This is a genomic window from Bacillus sp. FSL K6-2841, assembly GCF_037976435.1.
Classification (GTDB): domain Bacteria; phylum Bacillota; class Bacilli; order Bacillales; family Bacillaceae; genus Bacillus; species Bacillus pumilus.
Genome location: NZ_CP150266.1, coordinates 1,664,482 through 1,685,953, shown reverse-complemented (window position 1 = coordinate 1,685,953; position 21,472 = coordinate 1,664,482). Strand labels below are relative to the sequence as shown.

Here is a 21,472-nt window from a genome sequence, read left to right as displayed (position 1 = left end):
TCTCAATCAAGTATGTTCAGTTTTTTTGCTTCTTCTTCGATGATCGTCAGTGCACGGTCTAGTTCTTCTTTTGTGTGCTCTGCTGTGATGATGGCTCTAATTCTCGCTTTTCCCTTTGCTACAGTTGGGAAAGCGATGCCTTGGGCAAACACGCCTCGGTCTATTAAAGCCTTGGAAAAGCGAAACGTAAGAGCTTCGTCTCCAATCATGATTGGAATAATCGGTGTTTCTGTCGGAGCAACTTGAAATCCAAGGCTGACGACTTTTTCTTTGAAATAGGCGGCGTTTTCCCAGAGTGTGCTAATTCGCTCTGGTTCATCTAACAGCACTTCAATCGCTTCTTCACACGCTCTAGTCACAGCTGGCGGATGTGAGGTGCTGAATAAAAACGGTCTTGCTTTATGCTTTAAATAATCAATTAAAACGGCTGATCCCGCTACATAGCCGCCGAGCACTCCGACAGCCTTACTAAGTGTCCCAACCTGAATGTGCACTCTGCCGTCGAGTTTAAAATGGTTGACTGTCCCGCGGCCATTTTCACCAAGCACGCCTGAGGCATGTGCATCGTCTACCATCACAAATGCATCATATGCTTCTGCGAGCCTGACAATCTCAGGAAGCGGTGCAATATCTCCATCCATTGAGAACACACCGTCTGTGACGATGAGACGAATGCGGTAATTCATAGATTTCTTTAAAATTTTCTCAAGCTCTTCCATATTGGAATGCCCGTATACCTTTTTATCTGCTTTTGTTAACCGGATGCCGTCAATGATTGAGGCATGATTCAGTTCATCTGAAATCACAATATCATCTTTCGTCAAGATACTTGATAAGACCCCTTGATTGGTCGTAAAGCCTGATTGGAACACAAGGGCGGCCTCTGTCTTTTTAAATGCAGCGAGTTTTTTTTCAAGGCGTTCATGCATCGTCATTGTGCCAGCGATCGTTCGTACAGATCCTGTACCAGCACCGAATTCATCAATGGCCTCTTTTGCCGCTTTCATCAGCCTTGGATGTGAGGTGAGGCCTAAGTAGTTATTCGAGGAGAGCTGGATGACAGATTGTTCATTTAATGTCACAGTGGATGATTGTTTTGAGTCAATCTCTTTCAATGTTTGGTGAGTGCCTTGCTGCTTCATTGTTTCCAGTTCATCTTGTAAATACGTGAATTCTTTCATCATTTCTTCCCCCTTTGATTTGATGGCATCATCAGTACGACCTTTCCGCACATCCCATTTCTCATGAGTTCAAATCCCTTTTCGAACTGTTCAAATGGCAGTGTATGAGTGACAACTGGGTGGACATCGATGGTCTTCGTTCTTAATAACTCAGATACTTGACGCCACGTCTCAAACATTTTTCTTCCCGTGATCCCTTGCACGGTTAATCCCCTAAAAACAATTTGATTCGTAATGTCAATTGTCACTGGTCGTTCTGGCAAGCTTAGTATATTGAGTTTCCCTCCATTTGCACAAGCTTCGAGTGCTTGATTAATGGCAACTGGATGTCCTGACATCTCGCATATCACATCTGCCCCCTCCATCTGCGTGAACTGCTTAATCACCTCAACAGGATCATCTTTTCCAATATCCACGATATGGTCTGCCCCCATTTTTCGGGCAAGATCCAGCCTGTATTCGTTTTGATCGACAGCAAACACTTGAACAGCACCTGAAGCTTTCGCGACGGCGATCGCCATTAAACCGATTGGTCCGCAGCCAAAAATCGCCACTGACTTACCTGAAACAGGTGTGTGCAGCACTGTATGAACCGCATTTCCAAGCGGCTCTTGAATAGACGCAAGCTCCACTGGCATTTGAGCTGGATTGTGCCACACATTTTGTTCAGGTACTTTGACATATTCAGCAAAACAGCCGTCAATGTCTACCCCTAAAATTTTCGTTTCACTACACAAATGCTGCTGCCCAGTTAAACACATAGAGCACTGATTACATACAACATGTGTCTCTGCCGATACAAAATCCCCTACTTTTGCTCGAGAGACTTGCCTCCCCGCCTTGACAACTTTCCCTGTAAATTCATGTCCAAAAATGTAGGGCGCTTTAACTCTTCCCTTTGCCCAATCATCCCAGTTATAAATATGCACGTCTGTTCCGCATATTGAAGTGGCTTTCACCTGTATCAATACTTCATGATCATTGATTTCTGGAATCGGCATCTCCATCAACACCGCTCCGTAAGCGCTTTCTTTTTTAACAATCGCTTTCATCGTTCCACACATGACGTACAACCCCTTTATTAAAAAACTTCTCCCAATGAGATTTTAACACGTCTTATTTTCTTCGTAAATACCACCGTCTACTGGAAAAAAACAAATGAGCACTCCACATATTTTTTTGGATATTTTTCTAAAAAAAAAAGCAAATCCCCATAGAAAAGGAGATTTACTTTTTGATTCACCGTCTTTTTGAAACGGCAATATATAAGGCTGGCACGATTAATAGTGTCAAAATTGTTGAGAAAAAGACACCCGATACAATGCAGATTGCCAATGGCTTAAAGAGCGGATCATTACTTAATGCTACAGGCATAAGGGCGACAAGTGCCGTAAATGCGGTTAGTAAAATTGGCCTGATCCTTGCTCTTCCTGCTTCAATGACAGCTGTCTGTTGATCGAATCCTTGTTTACGCCGCTGCTCAATAAATTCGAACAAGACAACCGCATTTCGGACCACGATACCAGCTAATGAGACAATTCCCATTGTTGCCATAAAGCTGAACGGCGTTTGTGTGACAAATAGTCCGATAACAGCTCCAGATATCGCTAAGTAAACCGTTCCTAGAACTAATAGTGGCAGCATCAATGAATTGAACTGGAAAGCGATGGTTACATAAATGAGCAGCAAGACAACTCCAAACAAGAGACTAATTTCAATAAAGAACTGGGATTGATTTTCATTTTCTCCGCCTTGAGAAATAGCTAGATCCTTCGCTGCATCCGTTTTTCCTATTTGATCGACGACTTCTTTCATGTCGCCTTTAAACGAGTCTGACGTGCCAAGGTACGCCTTCAGCGTAATGGTCGGGATTCCATTTTCATGTGGAATGCTTTCATACTGCTCTGTTTCTTTTTCTTTTACATATCGGCTAAGTGGCTCTAGTGAAGGCATACCGCCTTCATTTGAATTGACAGGCACTTTTATTTTGTTTAGCTTTAATCCATTTTGATGTGTACCTACATCCTGTTTGACCACTAAGTCGATATCTTTTGTTCCTTGTTTAAAGCTGCCTAATGGCATGCCTTCTGTCACAAGACCGAGCTGTCTGCTGACAAACTGAGCGCTAAGGCCATCCTCTGCCATTCGGTCACGGTTTAGTTCAAAGGAGATCGTTTTTACCGGCTGATTGACATCGTCAGTAATCAAGCTTGCTCCTTTTTCTTTCATTTCACTTGTGAGCGTTTCTTTGACATCAATGAGCTTTGCAAATGAGTCACCCGCAATAGTTACTGTCACAGGCGCACCAGTTGGGGGTCCTTGAACAATGGTTTTCATAAAGATATCAGCATCTTTAAATTTCTTACGCAACGGCTCTGTCATACGATCGATCAATTGTTTACTCGTCATCTGATCATTGTCTACTCTCACGACAACCTGACCAGTATGATCACTTGCATTTGAGATACTTTCATTAAACAGATTCGGTACACCGCCGCCTGCAAAGATCGCCGTCTCTTCAATACCTTTCTGCTGTTTGATCTCTTGTTCTATTTTCTCTAATGTTTCATTTGTTTTGTCTAATGTTGTTTCACTCGGAAGTGTGACAGTGACAACCACTTCTTTCTTATTCGCTGCAGGGAAAAATTCAAATGGTGTGATGAAAATTAGTAAAAAGGCAAGCGTTGCAACAAGCAAACCACTTAAGCCAATAAGCAGCGGACGCTTCACAATGTTCGTCAGCACGCGGTCTGCATAAAAATCAGCTAATTTTTTTAACGGTTTGCCTAGGAATCCTGGCTCTTTTTGAATTTTCTTGTTCTGTCTTTTTCGGTTCACGGTATATTGATAGACTGGCACTAGAGTCAGAGAAATCACCATAGACGCAAGTACAGTCGTCACGAGGACAGACGGTAATGCTCGTATAAATGAACCGTTTGCACCTGATAGGAAAACAAGCGGCAAGAAAGCAAACACAACTGCAAGTGTGGAAGTCAAAATAGATCCTGCAACTTCTTTGACCCCTGCAATCGTTCCTTTCAGCGGACTTTCATATTTTTTCATCTGCCTTAAAATATTATCGTTGACGACAATGGCATCATCGACAAGTATTCCTAGGGCAATGATAAAGCCGATAATCGAAATCTGATTGAGGTCCACTTGTAAAAATGGCAGTGGAATCGTTCCGATTGTGATTGATAACGGGATGGCAAGTGAAACGATAAACGCACCGCCAATGGTAAGACCAAGTGTGGTGACAACAATCACAGCGATGACCGCAACAATGGCTTCTTTTATCAAATCATTAAAAATGGCATCCACTTCACTTTTTTGTGAATAGTAGTTTACCCACTCGACGCCATTTGGAAGCTCTTTCTCTTTCTCAATAACATCACTGACTTTGTCATACATTTTAGGGATATCAAGCCCTGGTTTGATATTGACTGTAAATGAATAGGCAGGCTTTCCGTTATACGACACAATGTCACTTTTCTCTTTTTCTACTTCTTTTAAGCTGCCAAGCTGACTGATTGTGACCGGCTCCCGGTTTGTTTTGGAGAAGAGCTCAAGCTTTTTCACTTGTTCCAAACGGTCGTAGGTACCTATGGACAGCTTAACCTTCTCACCGCCTGTCCGAATGTCACCTAGTGGGGATGTGTCAAACTCCTGATTGATGGCATTTGTGACATCCGTTACATTTAACCCTTCATCCTCTAGTTTGCTTGAATCTAAATTTAATACCGCTTGCTTGTCATTGAATCCTTTGATGACGACACTGTCTACCCCTTTGATGTCCTCAACCTTTTCCTTCAACGCACGCAGCGATTCCTGACTTTTTGCTAAGTCTGCTGATTGACTTGCCACAACCATATAAGAACCAACCGGCACGTTGCCAAACTCATCCTTTACATCAGGCTCCATCACTCCATCAGGAAAGGACGACGCAGTACTTGTGGTTTCGTTCTTAATTTGACTTGCCACCTTTTGAAAGTCGGCTTGATCATCAATTTCAAGCACAATATTTGAAAAACCAATGGCAGAAACAGAGCTCGTTTTCTCTACTCCATTGATATCAGATATGGCTGATTCGAGCTTATTGGTTACATCACTTTCTACCTGTTTTGCATCCGCACCCGGGAAAACGGTGGAAATTGTGACGATATTCGCTTGAAATTCTGGCAGTTCTCGCTTAGGAAGCTGCGTAAATAAATAGCCACCAGCAATGAGAACAATAAAAAATAAAATAAAAACAAGCTTTCCTCTTTTCAAAAAAGCTTCAACCATTATTTCACCTACTTAAATATTTGTTTTTGATGAAGTACTTTTAACTTAATCTTAATTTATCATCATGGTGAAAAAATGCAAGCTCTAATATGTAATTTTTATCTATTTCATGAACTGAATATGTTATATAAGAAATGTATAGTGGTAAACAAAAACAACCTGCTTACATGATGTAAGCAGGTTGAAAATAATAAAATTAGAATTATCGTGGCTCAACAATCAATTTGATGGCTGTTCTTTCTTCTCCATCGATAAGAATGTCAGTAAAGGCTGGAATGCATATCAAATCCACTCCGCTTGGTGCAACAAATCCCCTTGCTATGGCTACAGCCTTGACCGCCTGATTCAGCGCTCCAGCGCCGATTGCTTGTATTTCCGCTGCACCGCGTTCACGTAAAACGCCTGCTAATGCTCCTGCTACTGAATTCGGATTTGACTTTGCTGAAACTTTTAAAATTTCCATTTCTGCTCCCCCTTAAATTTACAATGGATAAGTGAGTGTTCATTAGAACAATCTTTGTTAGATGATGCTATTTTTTGAAAATCCATCCCCAAAATGTTTTTCAAAAATAGCAGGCTACCTACCATTTTTACTATATTCACGATAGAGGGCGCATATTCCTTCTTTCTGATTAATATTTTTCTGAAATAAATTTGTGAATATTTATTCAAAGAAAATATGGTCATCATTTATCAAAATTCGATCAATTTTGACAGCTTTTTTCGACTGTTCGTCAATTTCTACGATGACTGCACTTAATGTCGTGCGTCCTTCTGCAATCTCAAAACGGACGGGAAGACTTGTCTTAAATCGTTTAATAATCGTCTCCCGATCAACACCTAAAATGCCATCATAAGGTCCTGTCATTCCTACATCTGAAATATAAGCAGTTCCTTTTGGCAAAACGCGGTTATCAGCTGTTTGCACATGTGTATGCGTTCCAACGACACATGATGCACGGCCGTCTGTATACCAGCCCATCGCTAGTTTTTCACTTGTGGCTTCACCATGAAAATCAATAAAAATGAACGGTGTACGTTTGGATGCTTCTGCAATTAACTCGTCTGCTTTTTGAAATGGGCAGTCAAGTGGGGGTAAAAACGTACGTCCTTGCAGGTTGATGACGGCTAATTCTTTTCCTTGTTTTTTTATAAACGTCAAACCTTTACCAGGTGTGCCTTCTGGGAAGTTCGCTGGACGAACCATGTGGGCAGCGTCATCGATGAAATCAAAAATGTCTCTTTTATCCCATGTATGGTTGCCCATTGTGAGTACGTCAGCTCCCGCTTGCAGCAGCTCATGATAGATTTTTTCAGTTATCCCTTTTCCATGAGCAGCATTTTCTCCATTGACAATGGTAAAGTGGGGCTGATATTTTTTCTTTAGTTTTGGCAAGTATTCTTTCAGTGTGTCTCGTCCAGGTGAACCGACAATATCTCCAACAAATAATATTTTCATGCGCTTTGAACCCTTCCTCTTATAAATTGACTTCTTATCAGTGTTGCATATTTACACAAAAAAATAAAGCGGCGCTAAGCGCACCGCTCTATTTTGCATACTCTACTGCGCGAGTTTCTCGAATGACCGTCACTTTAATGTGACCAGGGTAATCGAGCTCGTCCTCAATCCGCTTACGAATATCCCTTGCTAGACGGTGAGCTTCAAGATCATTAATTGAATCCGGCTTCACCATAATACGCACTTCACGTCCAGCCTGTATCGCAAACGATTTTTCAACACCTTCATAAGATTCAGAGATATCTTCTAATTTCTCAAGTCTCCGAATGTAATTTTCAAGCGTCTCACTTCTTGCACCAGGGCGTGCTGCAGATAATGCATCTGCTGCTGCAACAAGAACAGCGATAATAGATGTCGGTTCTTGGTCACCGTGGTGAGAGGCAATACTGTTGATGACAACAGGATGCTCTTTATATTTCGTCGCAAGCTCAACGCCAATTTCTACGTGGCTTCCTTCTACTTCATGATCAATGGCTTTTCCAATGTCATGCAGAAGACCTGCTCGTTTTGCAAGCTTTGCATCTTCTCCAAGCTCTGAAGCCATGAGACCTGCAAGATGTGCAACCTCAATTGAATGCTTCAGGACATTTTGTCCATAACTTGTACGGAATTTTAAGCGACCGAGAATTTTGATGAGATCCGGATGCAGACCGTGAACTCCGACTTCGAATGTCGTTTGCTCACCCATCTCACGGATATAATCATCGACTTCACGGCGTGATTTTTCCACCATTTCTTCAATTCGTGCAGGATGAATGCGGCCATCCTGGACTAGCTTGTCCAGAGCTATCCTCGCTGTTTCACGTCTAATCGGATCAAAGCCCGATAGGATAACAGCTTCAGGTGTATCATCTATGATCAAGTCAATACCTGTTAACGTTTCTAACGTACGGATATTTCGTCCTTCACGTCCGATAATACGACCTTTCATCTCATCATTTGGAAGATTGACTACAGATACCGTCGTTTCAGCTACATGATCAGCTGCACAACGCTGTAACGCAAGTGAAAGAATGTTTTTCGCCTTTTTATCAGCCTCTTCTTTCGCTCGGTTTTCAGATTCTTTCGTCATGACTGCAATGTCGTGGGAAAGCTCATTTTCAACTTGATCCAGAATGATTTGTTTCGCTTCATCTCGAGTTAAACTTGAAATACGTTCCAACTCGGCTTTCTGCAAACGAATCATATCATCCACTTTGCTTTCCATCTCTTCAATATGTTGTTGTCGTTCATTCAGAGAATGATCTCTCTTCTCCAACAGGGACTCCCGTTTATCTAAAGATTCATCTTTGCGATCAAGATTTTCCTCTTTTTGAAGTAAACGGTTTTCTTGTCTTTGAAGCTCATTACGTCTTTCACGAACTTCTTGCTCCGCCTCTACTCGAAAGGAATGAATTTCATCTTTCGCTTCCAAGAGCGCTTCTTTCTTCAATGCTTCCGCATCACGCTTTGCATCCTCAACAATTTGTTCGGCCATGTTTCTTGCGCCGGATATTTTTGCTTCTGCAATGGTTTTACGAACAAAGTAGCCAACAACTAAACAGATTAGGCTCAGCAAAATGGAGATGATCGTAAACATCGTAGGCGACATATTTTCACCTCCTCTTGCTATGAACTTGGTTTTACAAATAAAGTGTCGGCATGTACATTGTTTTGAGTCTCAACATACAGGGCCTTCACAGGGAATGAGATCCTCACTGCCCTTGTCAAGTTTAAATTAGTTATCAATCATGTTAAGAAAAACAAGTGATACATTTCCATTGTAATTGTGTCGGAAATACTTGTCAAGCTAGTCAGACTGAGGCGTAAGTCGTTATTTCAAGCAAAGTCAGAACTTTTGACCTGCTAGCTGTCATGTAAATGTAAAAAAAAGACGCTTTTCAGCGTCTTTAGCATGTAGACAAACCCTCGCATTCGGTGTCAGGTCTGCGCTCCGGTGCTCACGAATGTTGAATTCGCTCCGCTCCGGTACTCACCCTTCCTAGACTTCAAAGGTTTTCTATCACGCTGAAAAGAAGACAAAGGGCTAAAATAAAGATCATTTTAGCCCTTTGTCAACTATCTAAGACGCTTTTCAGTGTCTTTTAGTCTTTAAATTTCCAATTCCTCTTGACCTTCTTCTTCTTCAGCTGCTTTCACTCCGTTTGTATCCAAACCGTAGTGCTCTCTAATTTGTTCTTGAATCATGAGAAGAATATCTTTGTTTTCTTTAAGGAACTGTTTCGCATTTTCACGGCCTTGTCCAAGACGTTCCTCTTGGTAAGAATACCAAGCACCGCTCTTTTGTACGATATCTAGTTCGCTTCCAAGGTCGATGATTTCGCCCTCTTTTGAGATTCCTTCACCGTACATAATGTCTACTTCTGCAATACGGAATGGCGGTGCTACTTTGTTTTTCACTACTTTAATTCTCGTTTTATTCCCCATAATGTCATTGCCCTGCTTCAGCTGTTCAGCACGGCGCACTTCTAAACGAACAGATGAATAGAACTTCAGCGCACGTCCACCTGGCGTTGTTTCAGGGTTACCGAACATGACCCCAACTTTTTCACGAATTTGGTTAATAAAGATGGCAATGGTTTTTGATTTATTAATGGCACCAGATAGTTTACGAAGTGCTTGGGACATCAAGCGTGCTTGTAGACCAACGTGTGAATCACCCATGTCTCCTTCAATCTCTGCTTTTGGTACAAGAGCAGCTACTGAGTCAATAACAACAATATCAACTGCACCACTACGGACAAGAGCTTCTGCAATTTCAAGTGCTTGTTCTCCTGTATCAGGCTGAGAAAGTAACAGCTCATCAATATTGACACCTAGTTTTTGAGCGTAAACTGGATCGAGCGCATGCTCTGCATCGATAAATGCAGCTTGTCCTCCCTGCTGCTGAACCTCAGCAATGGCATGAAGTGCTACTGTCGTTTTACCAGAACTCTCTGGACCATATACTTCAATAATACGACCACGAGGATATCCACCTATTCCTAGTGCAGTATCAAGTGCTAACGAACCACTCGGTACTGTTGAAATACGTGTATCTGTTTGCTCTCCTAGTTTCATAATAGAGCCTTTACCAAACTGCTTTTCTATTTGTTTAAGAGCCATATCTAAGGCTGCTTGACGATCACTCATTCTATTGTTTCCTCCTTTATCAATTCCACTATCTATACTATACCTTGTTTTACGTCATTTGCCAAGAAAAAAACGAACACATATTCGATTTTTTCTTGGCAAATTTTTAAGAAAAGAGTGATTTCTAGTAGAAAAAACACTCTTTTATAAAGGAGTAAACCTAACAAAAAACAAAATTAACTTTCTTTTAATAAATTGAGCAAGTGATGCAGACCGTATTTCACAGCGCGCTTGCGAATGCCCGACCGGCTTCCTGTAAACATCCATTCAAACACGTCAGTATGGTCTTTCGTAGATAGCCCGATGAACACTTTCCCGACAGGCTGTCCCTCTTGGGTATCAGGGCCTGCTACACCCGTAAAGCTAATGCCAATATCACTTCCCGTAAGCTTTCTAGCACCTTCAGCAAGCTCTAAAGCACACTCTTTGCTGACAGCACCATGAGAAGACAATGTTTCTTCCCGGCAGCCAAGCACCTGCTGTTTGACTTTGTTTGTATAACAAACGATACTGCCGCTTAAAATCGACGATGCACCTTCAAGATCTGTCAGCCATTCAGAAAACATTCCGCCTGTCAGGCTCTCAGCCGCTGCCACTGTTTTCCCGTGTTCGTGCAAGGCCTTTGAAGCTTCACGGACAAGTGAGGTATCACCATAACCGTAGAAGTACTCTCCTACCCGTGCTAAAATTTTCGCTTCTGTTTCTTTTAACAGACGCTCCGTTTCTTTTTCATCCTCATGCTTGGCCGTGAGCCTAAGTGTTACTTCACCGTCAGATGCAAGAGGTGCAATCGTTGGGTTTGTTTGAGCATCAATTAAATCTTCTAGGTCTGTTTCAAGCTGTGATTCACCGATTCCGAAGAAGCGAAGAACAACAGACACGATTTTTTCCTTTAAACCCAGTTTCTCAGATATCAGCGGTTTCGCCTCGTTCTCAAACATCGGATGCAGTTCACTTGGCGGGCCAGGAAGCAGCATATAAAACGTATCGTTTTCTTGAATAAACATACCTGGGGCCATCCCAAACCGGTTCACAAGCACATCAGAACCTTCTAGAACGAGCGCCTGCTTCCGGTTATTCGGTGACATGTCTCGTCCAGTCTTTCGAAAGTATTCTTGAATGGATTCAAACGCTTCTTCATTTAGCACGAGCTCTTTTCCGAGCGTACTCGCAATGGTTTCTTTTGTTAAATCATCTTTCGTTGGTCCAAGACCACCTGAGAAGATAATAAAATTCGATCTTTCCTGCGCCACTTGAATGGCGCTTTTTAAACGCTCTGGATTGTCACCAACTGCTGTATGGTAATAAACATTCACACCAATTTCAGCTAGCTGTTTGCTGATGAATTGTGCATTCGTATTCGTAATTTGCCCTAGCAAAAGTTCGGAACCGACTGCAATAATTTCTGCTTTTCTCTCTGACTTCAAAGCGTACACGTCCTTTTTAGTTAGAATTCTTTAAAGCTTCCCAGTTTTTCACAAAGTAATCCCAGCCTGACACAACAGTGAAGAACACTGCTACCCACATCGCAAGGTCACCAAACGGGAATGATACAAGTTCAAACGGAAGGTTATGCAAGAGAAGGGCTGAAATCGCAATGATTTGCGCCCATGTTTTCACTTTACCAAGCATATTAGCTGCTACCACTTCACCGCCTCCGGCTAGTACAAGCCTTAGACCAGTTACAGCAAATTCACGGCTAATGATCACAATCGCCATCCATGCCGGCGTGAGGTTGTACTGAACAAGTATAATTAAAGCAGCTGAAACAAGCAATTTATCTGCAAGCGGATCTAAAAATTTACCAAAATTCGTCACTAAGTTCAGTTTACGCGCATAGTACCCATCAATCCAGTCCGTTGTCGAAGCGACAATAAACAGGATTGCTCCAACAAGATGCGTCACTTCGATGCTGACGTGACCAAAACGCGCAACGCCCCAATCTAAAGGTGCAAGCATAATGATCATAAAAACAGGGATCAAGGCGATCCTAGAAAGAGTTATTTTATTCGGTAAGTTAAACATGAATTTCAATCCTCCAATAAGCCATTTTTTTATGTATATAATAGTAGGAACAAAAGAAAAGTCATCTACTTGCTTAAGATGACTTTTCCTTTCCTTTATTCACAATCACAATGTTTTGTGTCATGGTGTTCTTAGGGTCTAATTCGTACTTTAGCGTCTCGTCATTCACCTTAATATCAATTCCAGTCGCATTGCCTAGACGGATATCGACCTGAGAGAGCTCAGACAGGTCTGTTTTAAACGATTCACCATCTTTTAGTTCACCCATTTTCAGCACTTTTCCAGATTCGTCTCTGACGCGCAGCCATGAAGCTTTTGTAGCAGAAATGGTTAACTCCATCTCATCTGCGCCTGACGCTTCATACGTTGTCGTTGAGCCTTCTGTATTCGCTGCCTTCAAAGAGACCGTTTCATCGTCTTTGGATGAATCCTTTGATGAGTCATCTTTTTTAGATGATTTTTCTTGATCATCTGACGGAGCTTTTTCTTTTTTCTTTTGATCTTTTGCAAGAGATGAATCCTCAGATACTTCATACTTAGATTCTGACTTCTGAGGAGCCGTCTGGTTGTTCTTCTGTCCGCTATCATGATTGACCGCCTGCACGATGACATAAATGATCGCGATGACCACAAGGACGCCTCCAATAACCAAAATGGTCGGCAGCAGCTCAAGCACCTTCGAGGCAGGCTTTGGCAGCTCTCTTTGCGGCTTAATATTTGATAATTTATCAGATACTTCATCGTTATACGTGCTCGGCACATCTTTACGAAATTCTTCGAACAATTGTTCAGGATTTAGTCCAACGGCTTCGGCATATTGTTTAATAAACGCTCTGACGTAAAATTTACCTGGAATAATATCATAGTTTCCTTGTTCGATTGCTAGCAAGTAGCGCTTTTGGATTTTGGTCACCGTCTGAAGATCCTCCAGCGACATCCCTTTTTCCTCTCTGGCCTCAATGAGCCGTTTTCCCAATTCAGTCAAAACAAACACCTACCATTACCATATTAAAAATCGAAGCCAGAAAAACCAGAATGATCAAACACTTGTGGTTCTTCAGCGTGCTCATATGTAATCTCTTCGTCTGCACTATTACGCAATTCAATGATATAGTCGAAATCATCCATTGTATATTCTGAATTTTGAATAAAGATGTCTGGATGCTCAACTACTTTTGTTGCCGGCAGTCTCATAATTTCTCTTAAAAGCTGCAAGTGCTTCTCAGAACCTCTTCGCGTCGACACAATCCCATCAATAATAAAGACGTTATCTGGGCTGTATTCATCCGCAATCAGCTGACTTCGGATCGTCTGTTTCAAAAGAGTGGACGATACAAAAAGCCATCTCTTGCTGGCACATACACTTGAAGCCACAATTGATTCTGTTTTTCCGACACGCGGCATCCCGCGAATCCCAATCAATTTATGTCCTTCTTTTTTAAATAGTTCTGCCATAAAATCAACAAGAAGACCAAGCTCGTCTCTTTCAAAGCGGAACGTCTTTTTGTCATCTGCATCACGCTGAATATATCTGCCGTGACGAACCGCTAAGCGGTCACGTAGTTTTGGCTGTCTTAATTTCGTTACTTTTATCGTTTCCATTGTATTTAAAATTGATTCAAGGCGCTTAATTTGATCTGTATGGTCACAGCGCAGAAGCATTCCGCGTCTTGATACATCAACACCATTAATTGTCACAATATTAATTGAAAGCATCCCCATTAGAGATGAAATGTCTCCTAAAAGTCCGGGACGGTTTACCTGTATCTCATATTCAAAATACCATTCGAGCTTTGCCAAATGATATTACCCCCTTCATTGTGGCAAATTTTTACCTTCCTATATCATAAAGCATTTTCACATTTTTAGAAAGCACAATGTTGTGAAACAGTTAAAATAAAAAGAGAGGCACAAACGACCCCTCTTTTTGTTTAGTGCGAGCTATTATTTTCAACCAATTTGACCATCATATTGGCAATTGCGCGCTGCTCATCTTCTGATGCAACGCTCCAAAGGTCAGCAAGTACTCTTTCTTGCTCGTTCTTTGCTTCAACTTCGTTAGCTAAATATCCGCCAATTTCATACGCAAGGTTATTGATGGTATCATCTTTTAAGCCTTTATCCTGCGCATGATTTAAACGGTCACCTAAAAAGTTTTTCCAATGGTCCCAGTTCTCAAGTACTGACATGTCGATTCCTCCATTCGAAAAGATGAATTACAGCCATAGCTTTTGTCATGGAGTGATGAATTATACACGTTTTTTAACAGTACCAGCCGCCATTAACGGATAAAACTTGACCTGTCATATAACTTGACTGCTTTGAGGCGAGAAACCAAATGACATCAGCAATCTCCTCAGGTGATGCAAGCCGGCCAAGCGGGATTTCTTCCTCCAGCATGTCAATATCTTCTTGTGTGAAGCTTTTCATCATGTCTGTATGGACGGCACCTGGTGAAACAGCATTTGCTCTAATTCCACTTGGGGCAAGCTCTTTTGCCAGACCTTTAATAAACGCATTTTGCGCGCCCTTCACCATGCTGTACAGCACTTCACACGATGCCCCTGTTTCTCCCCATATCGAGCTTACCGCAACAATATGACCTGCTTTTTTTTGAATCATGGCTGGCAATAGGTGTTGGGTGAGCTCATATGGACTTGTGACATGAAGCTGCACCATACTGGCTAATACGTCTTTTTCTGTATCTGTCACTAATCCGACATGACTCTTACCGCTATTTAATACAAGAATATCTGGAGATACGGCCAGACGGCTGACGAGCTCATCTGCTCCGCCCGTTTTAGCTAAATCCGCTTGAACGACATGCGTCTGAATATGACATGTTTCTTCCAGCTCAGCGGCAAGCTGCACGGCTGCCTGTTCATTTTTGTGATAATGGAGCATCACGTGGCAGCCTTCCTGGGCAAGCCTTTTGGCTGCAGCCTGCCCAATCCCGCCACTGGCACCTGTTATCAGCGCCCAACGACTCATCACATGGATTCCTACTTTCTATTTAAAATATCTATTCTTTCCGTTTAAATGGGAACCAGTTCGCTGATCCGAACAATTTCACCATCACAGGTACGAACAATGGTAGCACAACGAGTGCGTACAGCAAAAGCCCAGTGAGGACAAGTGTTGCAATCTGCAAGAGAGACAGCACTCCTGAAGGAAGCATGGCTGCAAATGTTCCTGCCAAAATAACAGCAGCAGACATAATGACAGAGCCCATATTCTTCATTGATTCAGTCATCGCAAACTGAATGTCTTTTGTTTTGTATTCATTGAACCGCTCCATTAAGAAAATCGAATAATCGACTCCGAGCGCCATTAATATGACAAATCCAAAGAATGGAACCGCCCAGTTAATGCCCGGATATCCAAAGAAATGGGTGAAAATAAATTCTGTGACACCAATCGCAGTGAAGTACGTCAAAATCAGCGATCCAACTAAGTAAAGCGGCATAACGAGAGAACGGAACAGAATCACGAGTATCAGGAAAATACCGATCATCATGTAAAGAACTGTCTTATTGAAGTCTTGGTCTGACAGCTGTTTTAAATCAGCGTTCATACTTGATACACCAGATACGCCAAATGAAACATCTTTTAGATTTGTTTCAGGAAGTGCACGTTTTACCGAAGCTTCTACTTGTTTAATCGTTTTCATGGCGTCGTTCCCATATGGATTGTTTTCTAAAATGACGTCAATCTTTGTCATCTTGCGGTCATCCGACATATAGGAATCGAACACTTGCTTGAATGCTTTATTTTTCAGGACATCTTTTGGAATAAACCAACCGGCCATGTCTTGATCTGGTGCATTTTTTAGTTCGTCTAAGTAGTCACCTGCACCCATTAATCCGCTTGAAATCTTCTCCAAGCCATCGACGCTTTTGTTCAGTCCATCTGTCAGTTTGGTTAGGTCATCACCAAAGCCGCCAATCTTTTCTTTCATTTGTTTTTGACCATCAATCACTTGCCCGGCACCATTTGCAAGCTTTGGCATATTATCAGCTATTTGCCCTTGACCTTTAGACGTTTTATCCAATCCTGTTTCAATTGCATCTAAGCCAGCAATGAGTTCATCGATTTGACTCGTCAAAACTTTTTGCTGCTCTGAAGCTTTTGCGATGAAGGCATCCGCTGCTTCAAGCTGTTTTCTAGCTTCTTTCGCTTGTTTGGCATAGCTGTCTGCCTGCTTCGCCCCTTCTTGCAAGGTCGTAGAAAGTTCATTATATGAAGCTTTGATGGCTTGATACGATTGATTTTCTTTCACCTGCGGAATTTGTTTTTCAAGTGTACTAAATTGTTTATTTGCTTGTGTGATTAATGCTTTTACATCTGCTGCGGCAGAGGATGACGTATCCACCTGCGCCAATGCTGCTTTTAATTCTTTGGAGATGCTTTTATACAGCGACACTTGCTGATTCACTTGTGCGACTTGAGCCGTTAATTCCTTTTTCGCACCTTTAATTTTCTCTTTAATCTGTGCAACACCGTTTTTGTTTTGATCGATTCCGCTTTGTAAATCTCTTAACGACTTTTCGACGTTTTGAATGCCTGTTTGCACTGATTCTGTACCAGAAATCAATTTGTTAATGCCTTTTCCAGATGATTTGATTTGCGGCGTTTGATCCTCAATGGATTGACTCATTGTCGTCAGTGCATCTTGGATCTTTTTCAACCCTTCATTACTTTTATCAAGCCCGCTATTTAGCTCTTTGGCTTGAGATTTCACGTAAAGATCATTCAGTCCTTTACCAACAGGACGTGTGGCACTTCTCACTTTACTCACGCCATCTGTTTGTTCGATCGCGCGGCTGAGTTTTTCAATAGCAATCAGGCCTTTGTTATTGTCTAAAAGGTCAGATGATTTTACCACAACTGTTGCTGGAAGGGCTTCACCTGGTCCAAATTTGTCAGAGATGGTATTGAACGCGTTGACGGATTCGTATTTATTGCCGATTTCATCAAGGTTGTTATATGAAAGTGTCCCTTTATACATGAGAATCGGCGGAAGGGTAATGATTGCAACGATTAGCAAGCTGAAAAGTGGTTTCTTAAATGAAAAACGACCTGCTGTTTCCCACATTTTCGATTGCGGGTGGGCAATATCTCCTTTAATCGGCCAGAATAACACTTTTCCTAAAACCGCCATAAAGAATGGAACGACCGTGAGGAGTGCCACAATTAACACGGCGACACCAACTGCCACTGCTACAGCTGATTTATACAGTTGGAATTGGGCTAAACCGATACACGTAAAACCAATGAGGACAGCAATTCCGCTGAATAAAACGGTTTTACCTGCCGTCTTATATGTTGTAATAATGGCCTCAATCTTATCTTTCCCATGAGATAGTTCTTCTTTAAACCGGCTTAGCAATAAGATGCAGTAGTCGGTACCAATCCCAAACATGATGGCGACCATAAAAATTTGGGTAAAAGTCGAGAGCGGAAAATCAACATACTTTACTAGATAAGCCACAATCGATTGGCTGATTAAATAAGAAAGCGCCACTGCCACTAAAGGAACGAATGGTGCTACTGCCGATCTGAAGACAAGCACAAGAACAATTAAAATAAACCCAATTGTAATGAATTCCGTTTTTTTCAGACCTTCTTGCGAGCTTGTGATGACATCATCGTCGATCAGCGGCTGCCCTGTCATTTCAAATGTCAGGTTCAGACTCTTTAGCTTTTCATTGACTCTTTCTTTAAAATCGGATGCTTTGATTTTGTTCGAGTCGTATGTAACTGGAACAAGAAGTGTTGTTTGATCTTTAGAGAGCATCTGTTTTTTGATATCTTTGTTTGCATCAAAATAAGAAGTGATGTCTTCCACATGGAGGTCTTGATCCTTTTCTAATATCTCCATCGCTTTCTTTAAAGAGGTTTCTCTTTCTTTAACGATATCCTTACCTTGGAAGACTATGACGATCGACTTCTCCGTATCCCCATTTTTAGACATGTTCTTTAATAATTGATCGGCGTAGGAAGAAGGATAACCATCAGGAACAGAAATTTGCCCTTTTTCTTTAGTTAATTGCGCCATATTAGGAGCGGTGATGAGTAATACTGCCGCTAGTACGACCCAGAGGATCGTGATCAGCCATCTACCTTTTATGATTGCTCTCATTACTATGTTGTGCCTCCTCTTCGATGATAATTTGATAAATCTTTTCATATGTTTGAATAAATGATTCGATTTCCTTTTCATCAAACTTTTCTAAATATGACCGAACAAGATCCTGAAGCTGCTTCTCCATTCGGCTGACCACGTCTTTTCCTTCGGGTGTCACATAGAGATGAACGTTTCTTCGATCAGCTTGATCATGCTCTCGATAAATATAATCTTTATTAAAAAGACGATTGGTCATGGATGTCACAGCACTTTTATTGACATTACATTCGATGGCAAGGTCTGTTGATGTACATCCTGGGTGTAAGTTGATGTATCGAAGCGAGTAATATTGATCAAGTGTCAGTTCTTTATCCAGCTTTTCCGTGATCATACTCGATACTTTTTTCTCCATCATGAGATAGACGTCCGCATATCTCTGGATGAGCTGTGCAATTTTATTTTGTACCATATGCTGCTCCTTTAGTTTGATTGTTTAACTATTAAAGAGTTTAACTAATTGCCAAAACAATTGTCAATCAATACCCTCACATATAAAGCGCTTTCTTTCGTTGGACACAAAAAAGACAAACTCTTATACGTTGAGTTTGTCTTTTTTTCATTTTATTTTGTTTTCGGGACAACTTTGAAAACAGACATCCGTTCTTCATCAATTTCTTCTTCTAAAATGTGCTGAATGTCGGTTAATTGGATCTGTTCCAGCATAGTCACAACATCAAATAAGCTCATGTCTAAAAATGCATATCGAGTGAATTGGTTCGCAATGTATTCAGGAGAGTTCATGGCTTTTAAAAAGCTGCCGATTTTCTTCTTGCGCGCAAGCTCAATTTTCTCTTCTGAGATTAAGTTCTTTGCTTGAAGAAGGGTTTCTTTTAATACTTTCGCCAGTTGATCTGGATCATTTGTGTCTCCTCCAACTGATGTGAAGCCAAAGCCGCCTTCTTCCGTATAATCGTAGCTGAAGGTCTCATCAATTAAGCCTTTTTCATACATCTGTTCATATTGTAAGGAGCTTTTACCAAACAGCGTCTCTAAAATGAGATTCATACCGAGCTCATGTTTTAACAGTTCATTGCCTTTTTTATGAGGATTCTTTGTTTTTAATCCAAACATACATTTCGAGCCTTGTACGTTCATTGGAAGTTCGTATTCTTTTCGGTACACACCTTCAGGCTCATTGATGTCTTTTCGTTTGATCTCTGGCTGGTCTGTAAATGGCTTTTTCGCCTGATTCGCTCGAACTTGATCTAATATTTGCTTCGGATCAACGGGACCGACAACAAATAGAAGCATATTGCTTGGGTGATAGAACGTTTCATAGCATTCATACAAATGATCTTTTGTAATCGGAGCGATGCTTTCTACTGTTCCAGCTATATCAATTCTCACAGGATGCTCTTGATATAGATTTTCAATCAAACCAAAGAATAAACGCCAGTCAGGATTGTCATCATACATGTTAATCTCTTGACCAATGATGCCCTTTTCTTTTTCGACTGTTTTTTCAGTAAAATAAGGTTCTTGCACAAAATCAATGAGTGTCTCAAGGTTTTGTTCGACATTTGAGGTGCTTGAGAATAAGTAAGCTGTTCTCGTAAATGTCGTAAAAGCATTTGCGGATGCTCCTTGTTTACTAAATGTATGAAATACGTCTCCATCTTCTTTTTCAAACAGTTTATGCTCTAAGAAATGCGCAATTCCATCAGGCACTCGGATCATGTCTTCTTTGCCAAGCGGCACAAATTCATTGTCGACAGAGCCGTATTTTGTTGTAAAGGTTGCATAGGTTTTGTTAAACCCTTGCTTCGGGAGCACATAGACGTCAAGTCCGCTCTCCATTTTTTCGTGATAGACCGTTTCTTGCAGCTGGTCGAATTGAATTGTTTTCACTGTCATGAAGCACCCTCCGTTCCTTTAAGAAAATAGGTCGTATCCCATTCGATTTTCTGACCCACTTTGATGATGTCCTCTTTTGTCACTCGGTCAAGTGCTTCTAAAAAGGAATCAAGCGTTTCCCCTGTTGGCACAACGGCATGCTGATATAGGTATTCTGCTGTCCCATAAGATGTATCGATCGTTTCAAGCAGCTGATTTTTGACAACAGCTTTAGTTTGGTCAATCGCTTCATCTGAAAAATCACCTTTTTGCATCGCTTCAAATTGTTCTTTAATGATATCTACTGCCTGCTGATAGTTGCCGACTTCAATCCCTGACATGACCATCATCAACCCTTTAAAGCTCTCAAGTCTAGACACAGCATAGTACGCAAGACTTGCTTTTTCCCGAACATTGATGAATAGCTTCGAATGCGAGAAGCCACCGAATATGCCATTAAACAAATGCAAAGCCGGATAATCGTCATCTGCAATCGTCGTATGCGTGCGAAAGCCGATATTCAGCTTGCCTTGTTTCACGTCCTCTTCGTCGATGACTTCTTTTGCTTCTCTTTGCGTGCTTGCCGATTCAGCATGTTGTTTGACCGGTTCTCTATCACTTGTTTTGAAGTATTGAGAGACCATTCGGCTGATGTCTTGTTCGTCTACATCTCCCACAACATAAAGATCAAGCTGATTTGTTTGAAGCGCATGCTTATATGCTTCAAACAGCGAATGAGCTGTGATCGTTTCGATATCTTCCATTTCTCCATTAACGTGCAGCGCATACGGTTCACCTTTGCACATTTCCTGCACAAGCCTTAAGTTCGAGTAACGCATTTTATCATCATACACTGCTTGAATTCGCTGTTTTAAAGTGCGCTTTTCTTGATCTACATATAATTGACTAAAGGCTCCATCTTCAACATAAGGATGGAATAGTAGATCAGATAGTAAGGCAATCCCTTTTTCTAGTAAAGGAGTTTGATCCTTTAAATATTTTTCATTCGCCATTTCAAGGCGGAAGGTAATGATGTGATTCTCCCCTTTTTTCGCCATGTCTGCCGAAACAGTTGCACCATAAAGCTCATCAAAATAAGCACGTAATTCTCCTGTTTTCGGCATTTTCTCTGTTCCTCTTAACAGCACATGCGGGAAAAGTGAACGCATGGTGACGTCATCTTTCGATAGAGGAGCAAGCATTTTAAAAAGGATTGTGACCGTTTTAAATTTTTCTGTTTTGACAATATGAGTATGAAGACCAGGTGTGTCTAGTGTCTTCTCTTGTAAGTACGTCATGAGAAACCTCCTT

17 protein-coding genes are annotated in these 21,472 nt (G+C 41.4%); all 17 read right to left on the bottom strand.

Going from position 1 to position 21,472, the window contains the following annotated elements; all coding sequences use genetic code 11:
- Positions 1–2: 2 nt before the first annotated feature.
- The 17 genes from MHH68_RS08340 to MHH68_RS08260 all read right to left on the bottom strand — a co-directional run bounded on the left by MHH68_RS08340 (position 3) and on the right by MHH68_RS08260 (position 21,459).
- On the bottom strand, positions 3–1,184 hold the full coding sequence (locus MHH68_RS08340) for a glycine C-acetyltransferase (RefSeq protein ID WP_144462024.1): 1,182 nt from the start codon (positions 1,182–1,184) through the stop codon (positions 3–5).
- On the bottom strand, positions 1,181–2,245 hold the full coding sequence (tdh, locus tag MHH68_RS08335) for an L-threonine 3-dehydrogenase (protein WP_339165725.1): 1,065 nt from the start codon (positions 2,243–2,245) through the stop codon (positions 1,181–1,183). Before tdh ends, MHH68_RS08340 begins: the two co-directional genes overlap by 4 nt.
- 175 nt (positions 2,246–2,420) lie before the next feature.
- On the bottom strand, positions 2,421–5,465 hold the full coding sequence (locus MHH68_RS08330; protein ID WP_339165724.1) for an efflux RND transporter permease subunit: 3,045 nt from the start codon (positions 5,463–5,465) through the stop codon (positions 2,421–2,423).
- A gap of 202 nt (positions 5,466–5,667) precedes the next feature.
- Complete coding sequence (gene spoVS, locus MHH68_RS08325; RefSeq protein WP_003211281.1) at positions 5,668–5,928, bottom strand: stage V sporulation protein SpoVS; 261 nt, start codon at positions 5,926–5,928, stop codon at positions 5,668–5,670.
- 201 nt (positions 5,929–6,129) lie between these two features.
- The gene (locus MHH68_RS08320) at positions 6,130–6,924 is read right to left on the bottom strand and encodes a TIGR00282 family metallophosphoesterase (protein WP_058013943.1); all 795 of its coding nucleotides are present in this window, start codon (positions 6,922–6,924) and stop codon (positions 6,130–6,132) included.
- 88 nt (positions 6,925–7,012) lie between these two features.
- Complete coding sequence (gene rny, locus MHH68_RS08315; RefSeq protein WP_003211958.1) at positions 7,013–8,575, bottom strand: ribonuclease Y; 1,563 nt, start codon at positions 8,573–8,575, stop codon at positions 7,013–7,015.
- Positions 8,576–9,075: 500 nt separating this feature from the next.
- Positions 9,076–10,116 carry a recombinase RecA gene (gene recA, locus MHH68_RS08310; protein ID WP_034662211.1) on the bottom strand — a complete coding sequence of 347 codons (1,041 nt, stop codon included), beginning with the start codon at positions 10,114–10,116 and terminating at the stop codon, positions 9,076–9,078.
- 176 nt (positions 10,117–10,292) lie between these two features.
- On the bottom strand, positions 10,293–11,543 hold the full coding sequence (locus MHH68_RS08305) for a competence/damage-inducible protein A (protein WP_339165723.1): 1,251 nt from the start codon (positions 11,541–11,543) through the stop codon (positions 10,293–10,295).
- A 16-nt stretch (positions 11,544–11,559) separates the two neighbouring features.
- Positions 11,560–12,141, bottom strand: a complete 582-nt coding sequence (pgsA, locus tag MHH68_RS08300) for a CDP-diacylglycerol--glycerol-3-phosphate 3-phosphatidyltransferase (protein ID WP_012010018.1) — start codon at positions 12,139–12,141, stop codon at positions 11,560–11,562.
- Between the two features lie 73 nt (positions 12,142–12,214).
- Positions 12,215–13,126, bottom strand: a complete 912-nt coding sequence (locus tag MHH68_RS08295) for a helix-turn-helix domain-containing protein (protein ID WP_339165722.1) — start codon at positions 13,124–13,126, stop codon at positions 12,215–12,217.
- Positions 13,127–13,149: 23 nt separating this feature from the next.
- Entirely contained in the window at positions 13,150–13,941 is a 792-nt protein-coding gene (locus tag MHH68_RS08290) for a DUF3388 domain-containing protein (protein WP_003211480.1), read from the bottom strand.
- A 131-nt stretch (positions 13,942–14,072) separates the two neighbouring features.
- Positions 14,073–14,330, bottom strand: a complete 258-nt coding sequence (locus MHH68_RS08285) for a DUF3243 domain-containing protein (RefSeq protein WP_003211590.1) — start codon at positions 14,328–14,330, stop codon at positions 14,073–14,075.
- Between the two features lie 73 nt (positions 14,331–14,403).
- On the bottom strand, positions 14,404–15,132 hold the full coding sequence (locus MHH68_RS08280; RefSeq protein WP_339165721.1) for an SDR family oxidoreductase: 729 nt from the start codon (positions 15,130–15,132) through the stop codon (positions 14,404–14,406).
- Between the two features lie 31 nt (positions 15,133–15,163).
- Positions 15,164–18,283, bottom strand: coding sequence for an MMPL family transporter (locus MHH68_RS08275; protein WP_339165720.1), 3,120 nt, complete (start codon positions 18,281–18,283; stop codon positions 15,164–15,166).
- The gene (locus MHH68_RS08270) at positions 18,261–18,737 is read right to left on the bottom strand and encodes a MarR family transcriptional regulator (protein ID WP_144521483.1); all 477 of its coding nucleotides are present in this window, start codon (positions 18,735–18,737) and stop codon (positions 18,261–18,263) included. Before MHH68_RS08270 ends, MHH68_RS08275 begins: the two co-directional genes overlap by 23 nt.
- A gap of 152 nt (positions 18,738–18,889) precedes the next feature.
- Positions 18,890–20,182: a pitrilysin family protein gene (locus MHH68_RS08265; RefSeq protein ID WP_058013951.1), complete on the bottom strand. Its 1,293-nt coding sequence runs from the start codon at positions 20,180–20,182 to the stop codon at positions 18,890–18,892.
- Positions 20,179–21,459 (bottom strand): pitrilysin family protein, encoded by a 1,281-nt coding sequence (locus tag MHH68_RS08260; RefSeq protein WP_339165719.1) that lies wholly within the window; start codon positions 21,457–21,459, stop codon positions 20,179–20,181. The genes MHH68_RS08265 and MHH68_RS08260 overlap by 4 nt, the downstream gene beginning before the upstream one ends.
- Between the last annotated feature and the right edge of the window lie 13 nt (positions 21,460–21,472).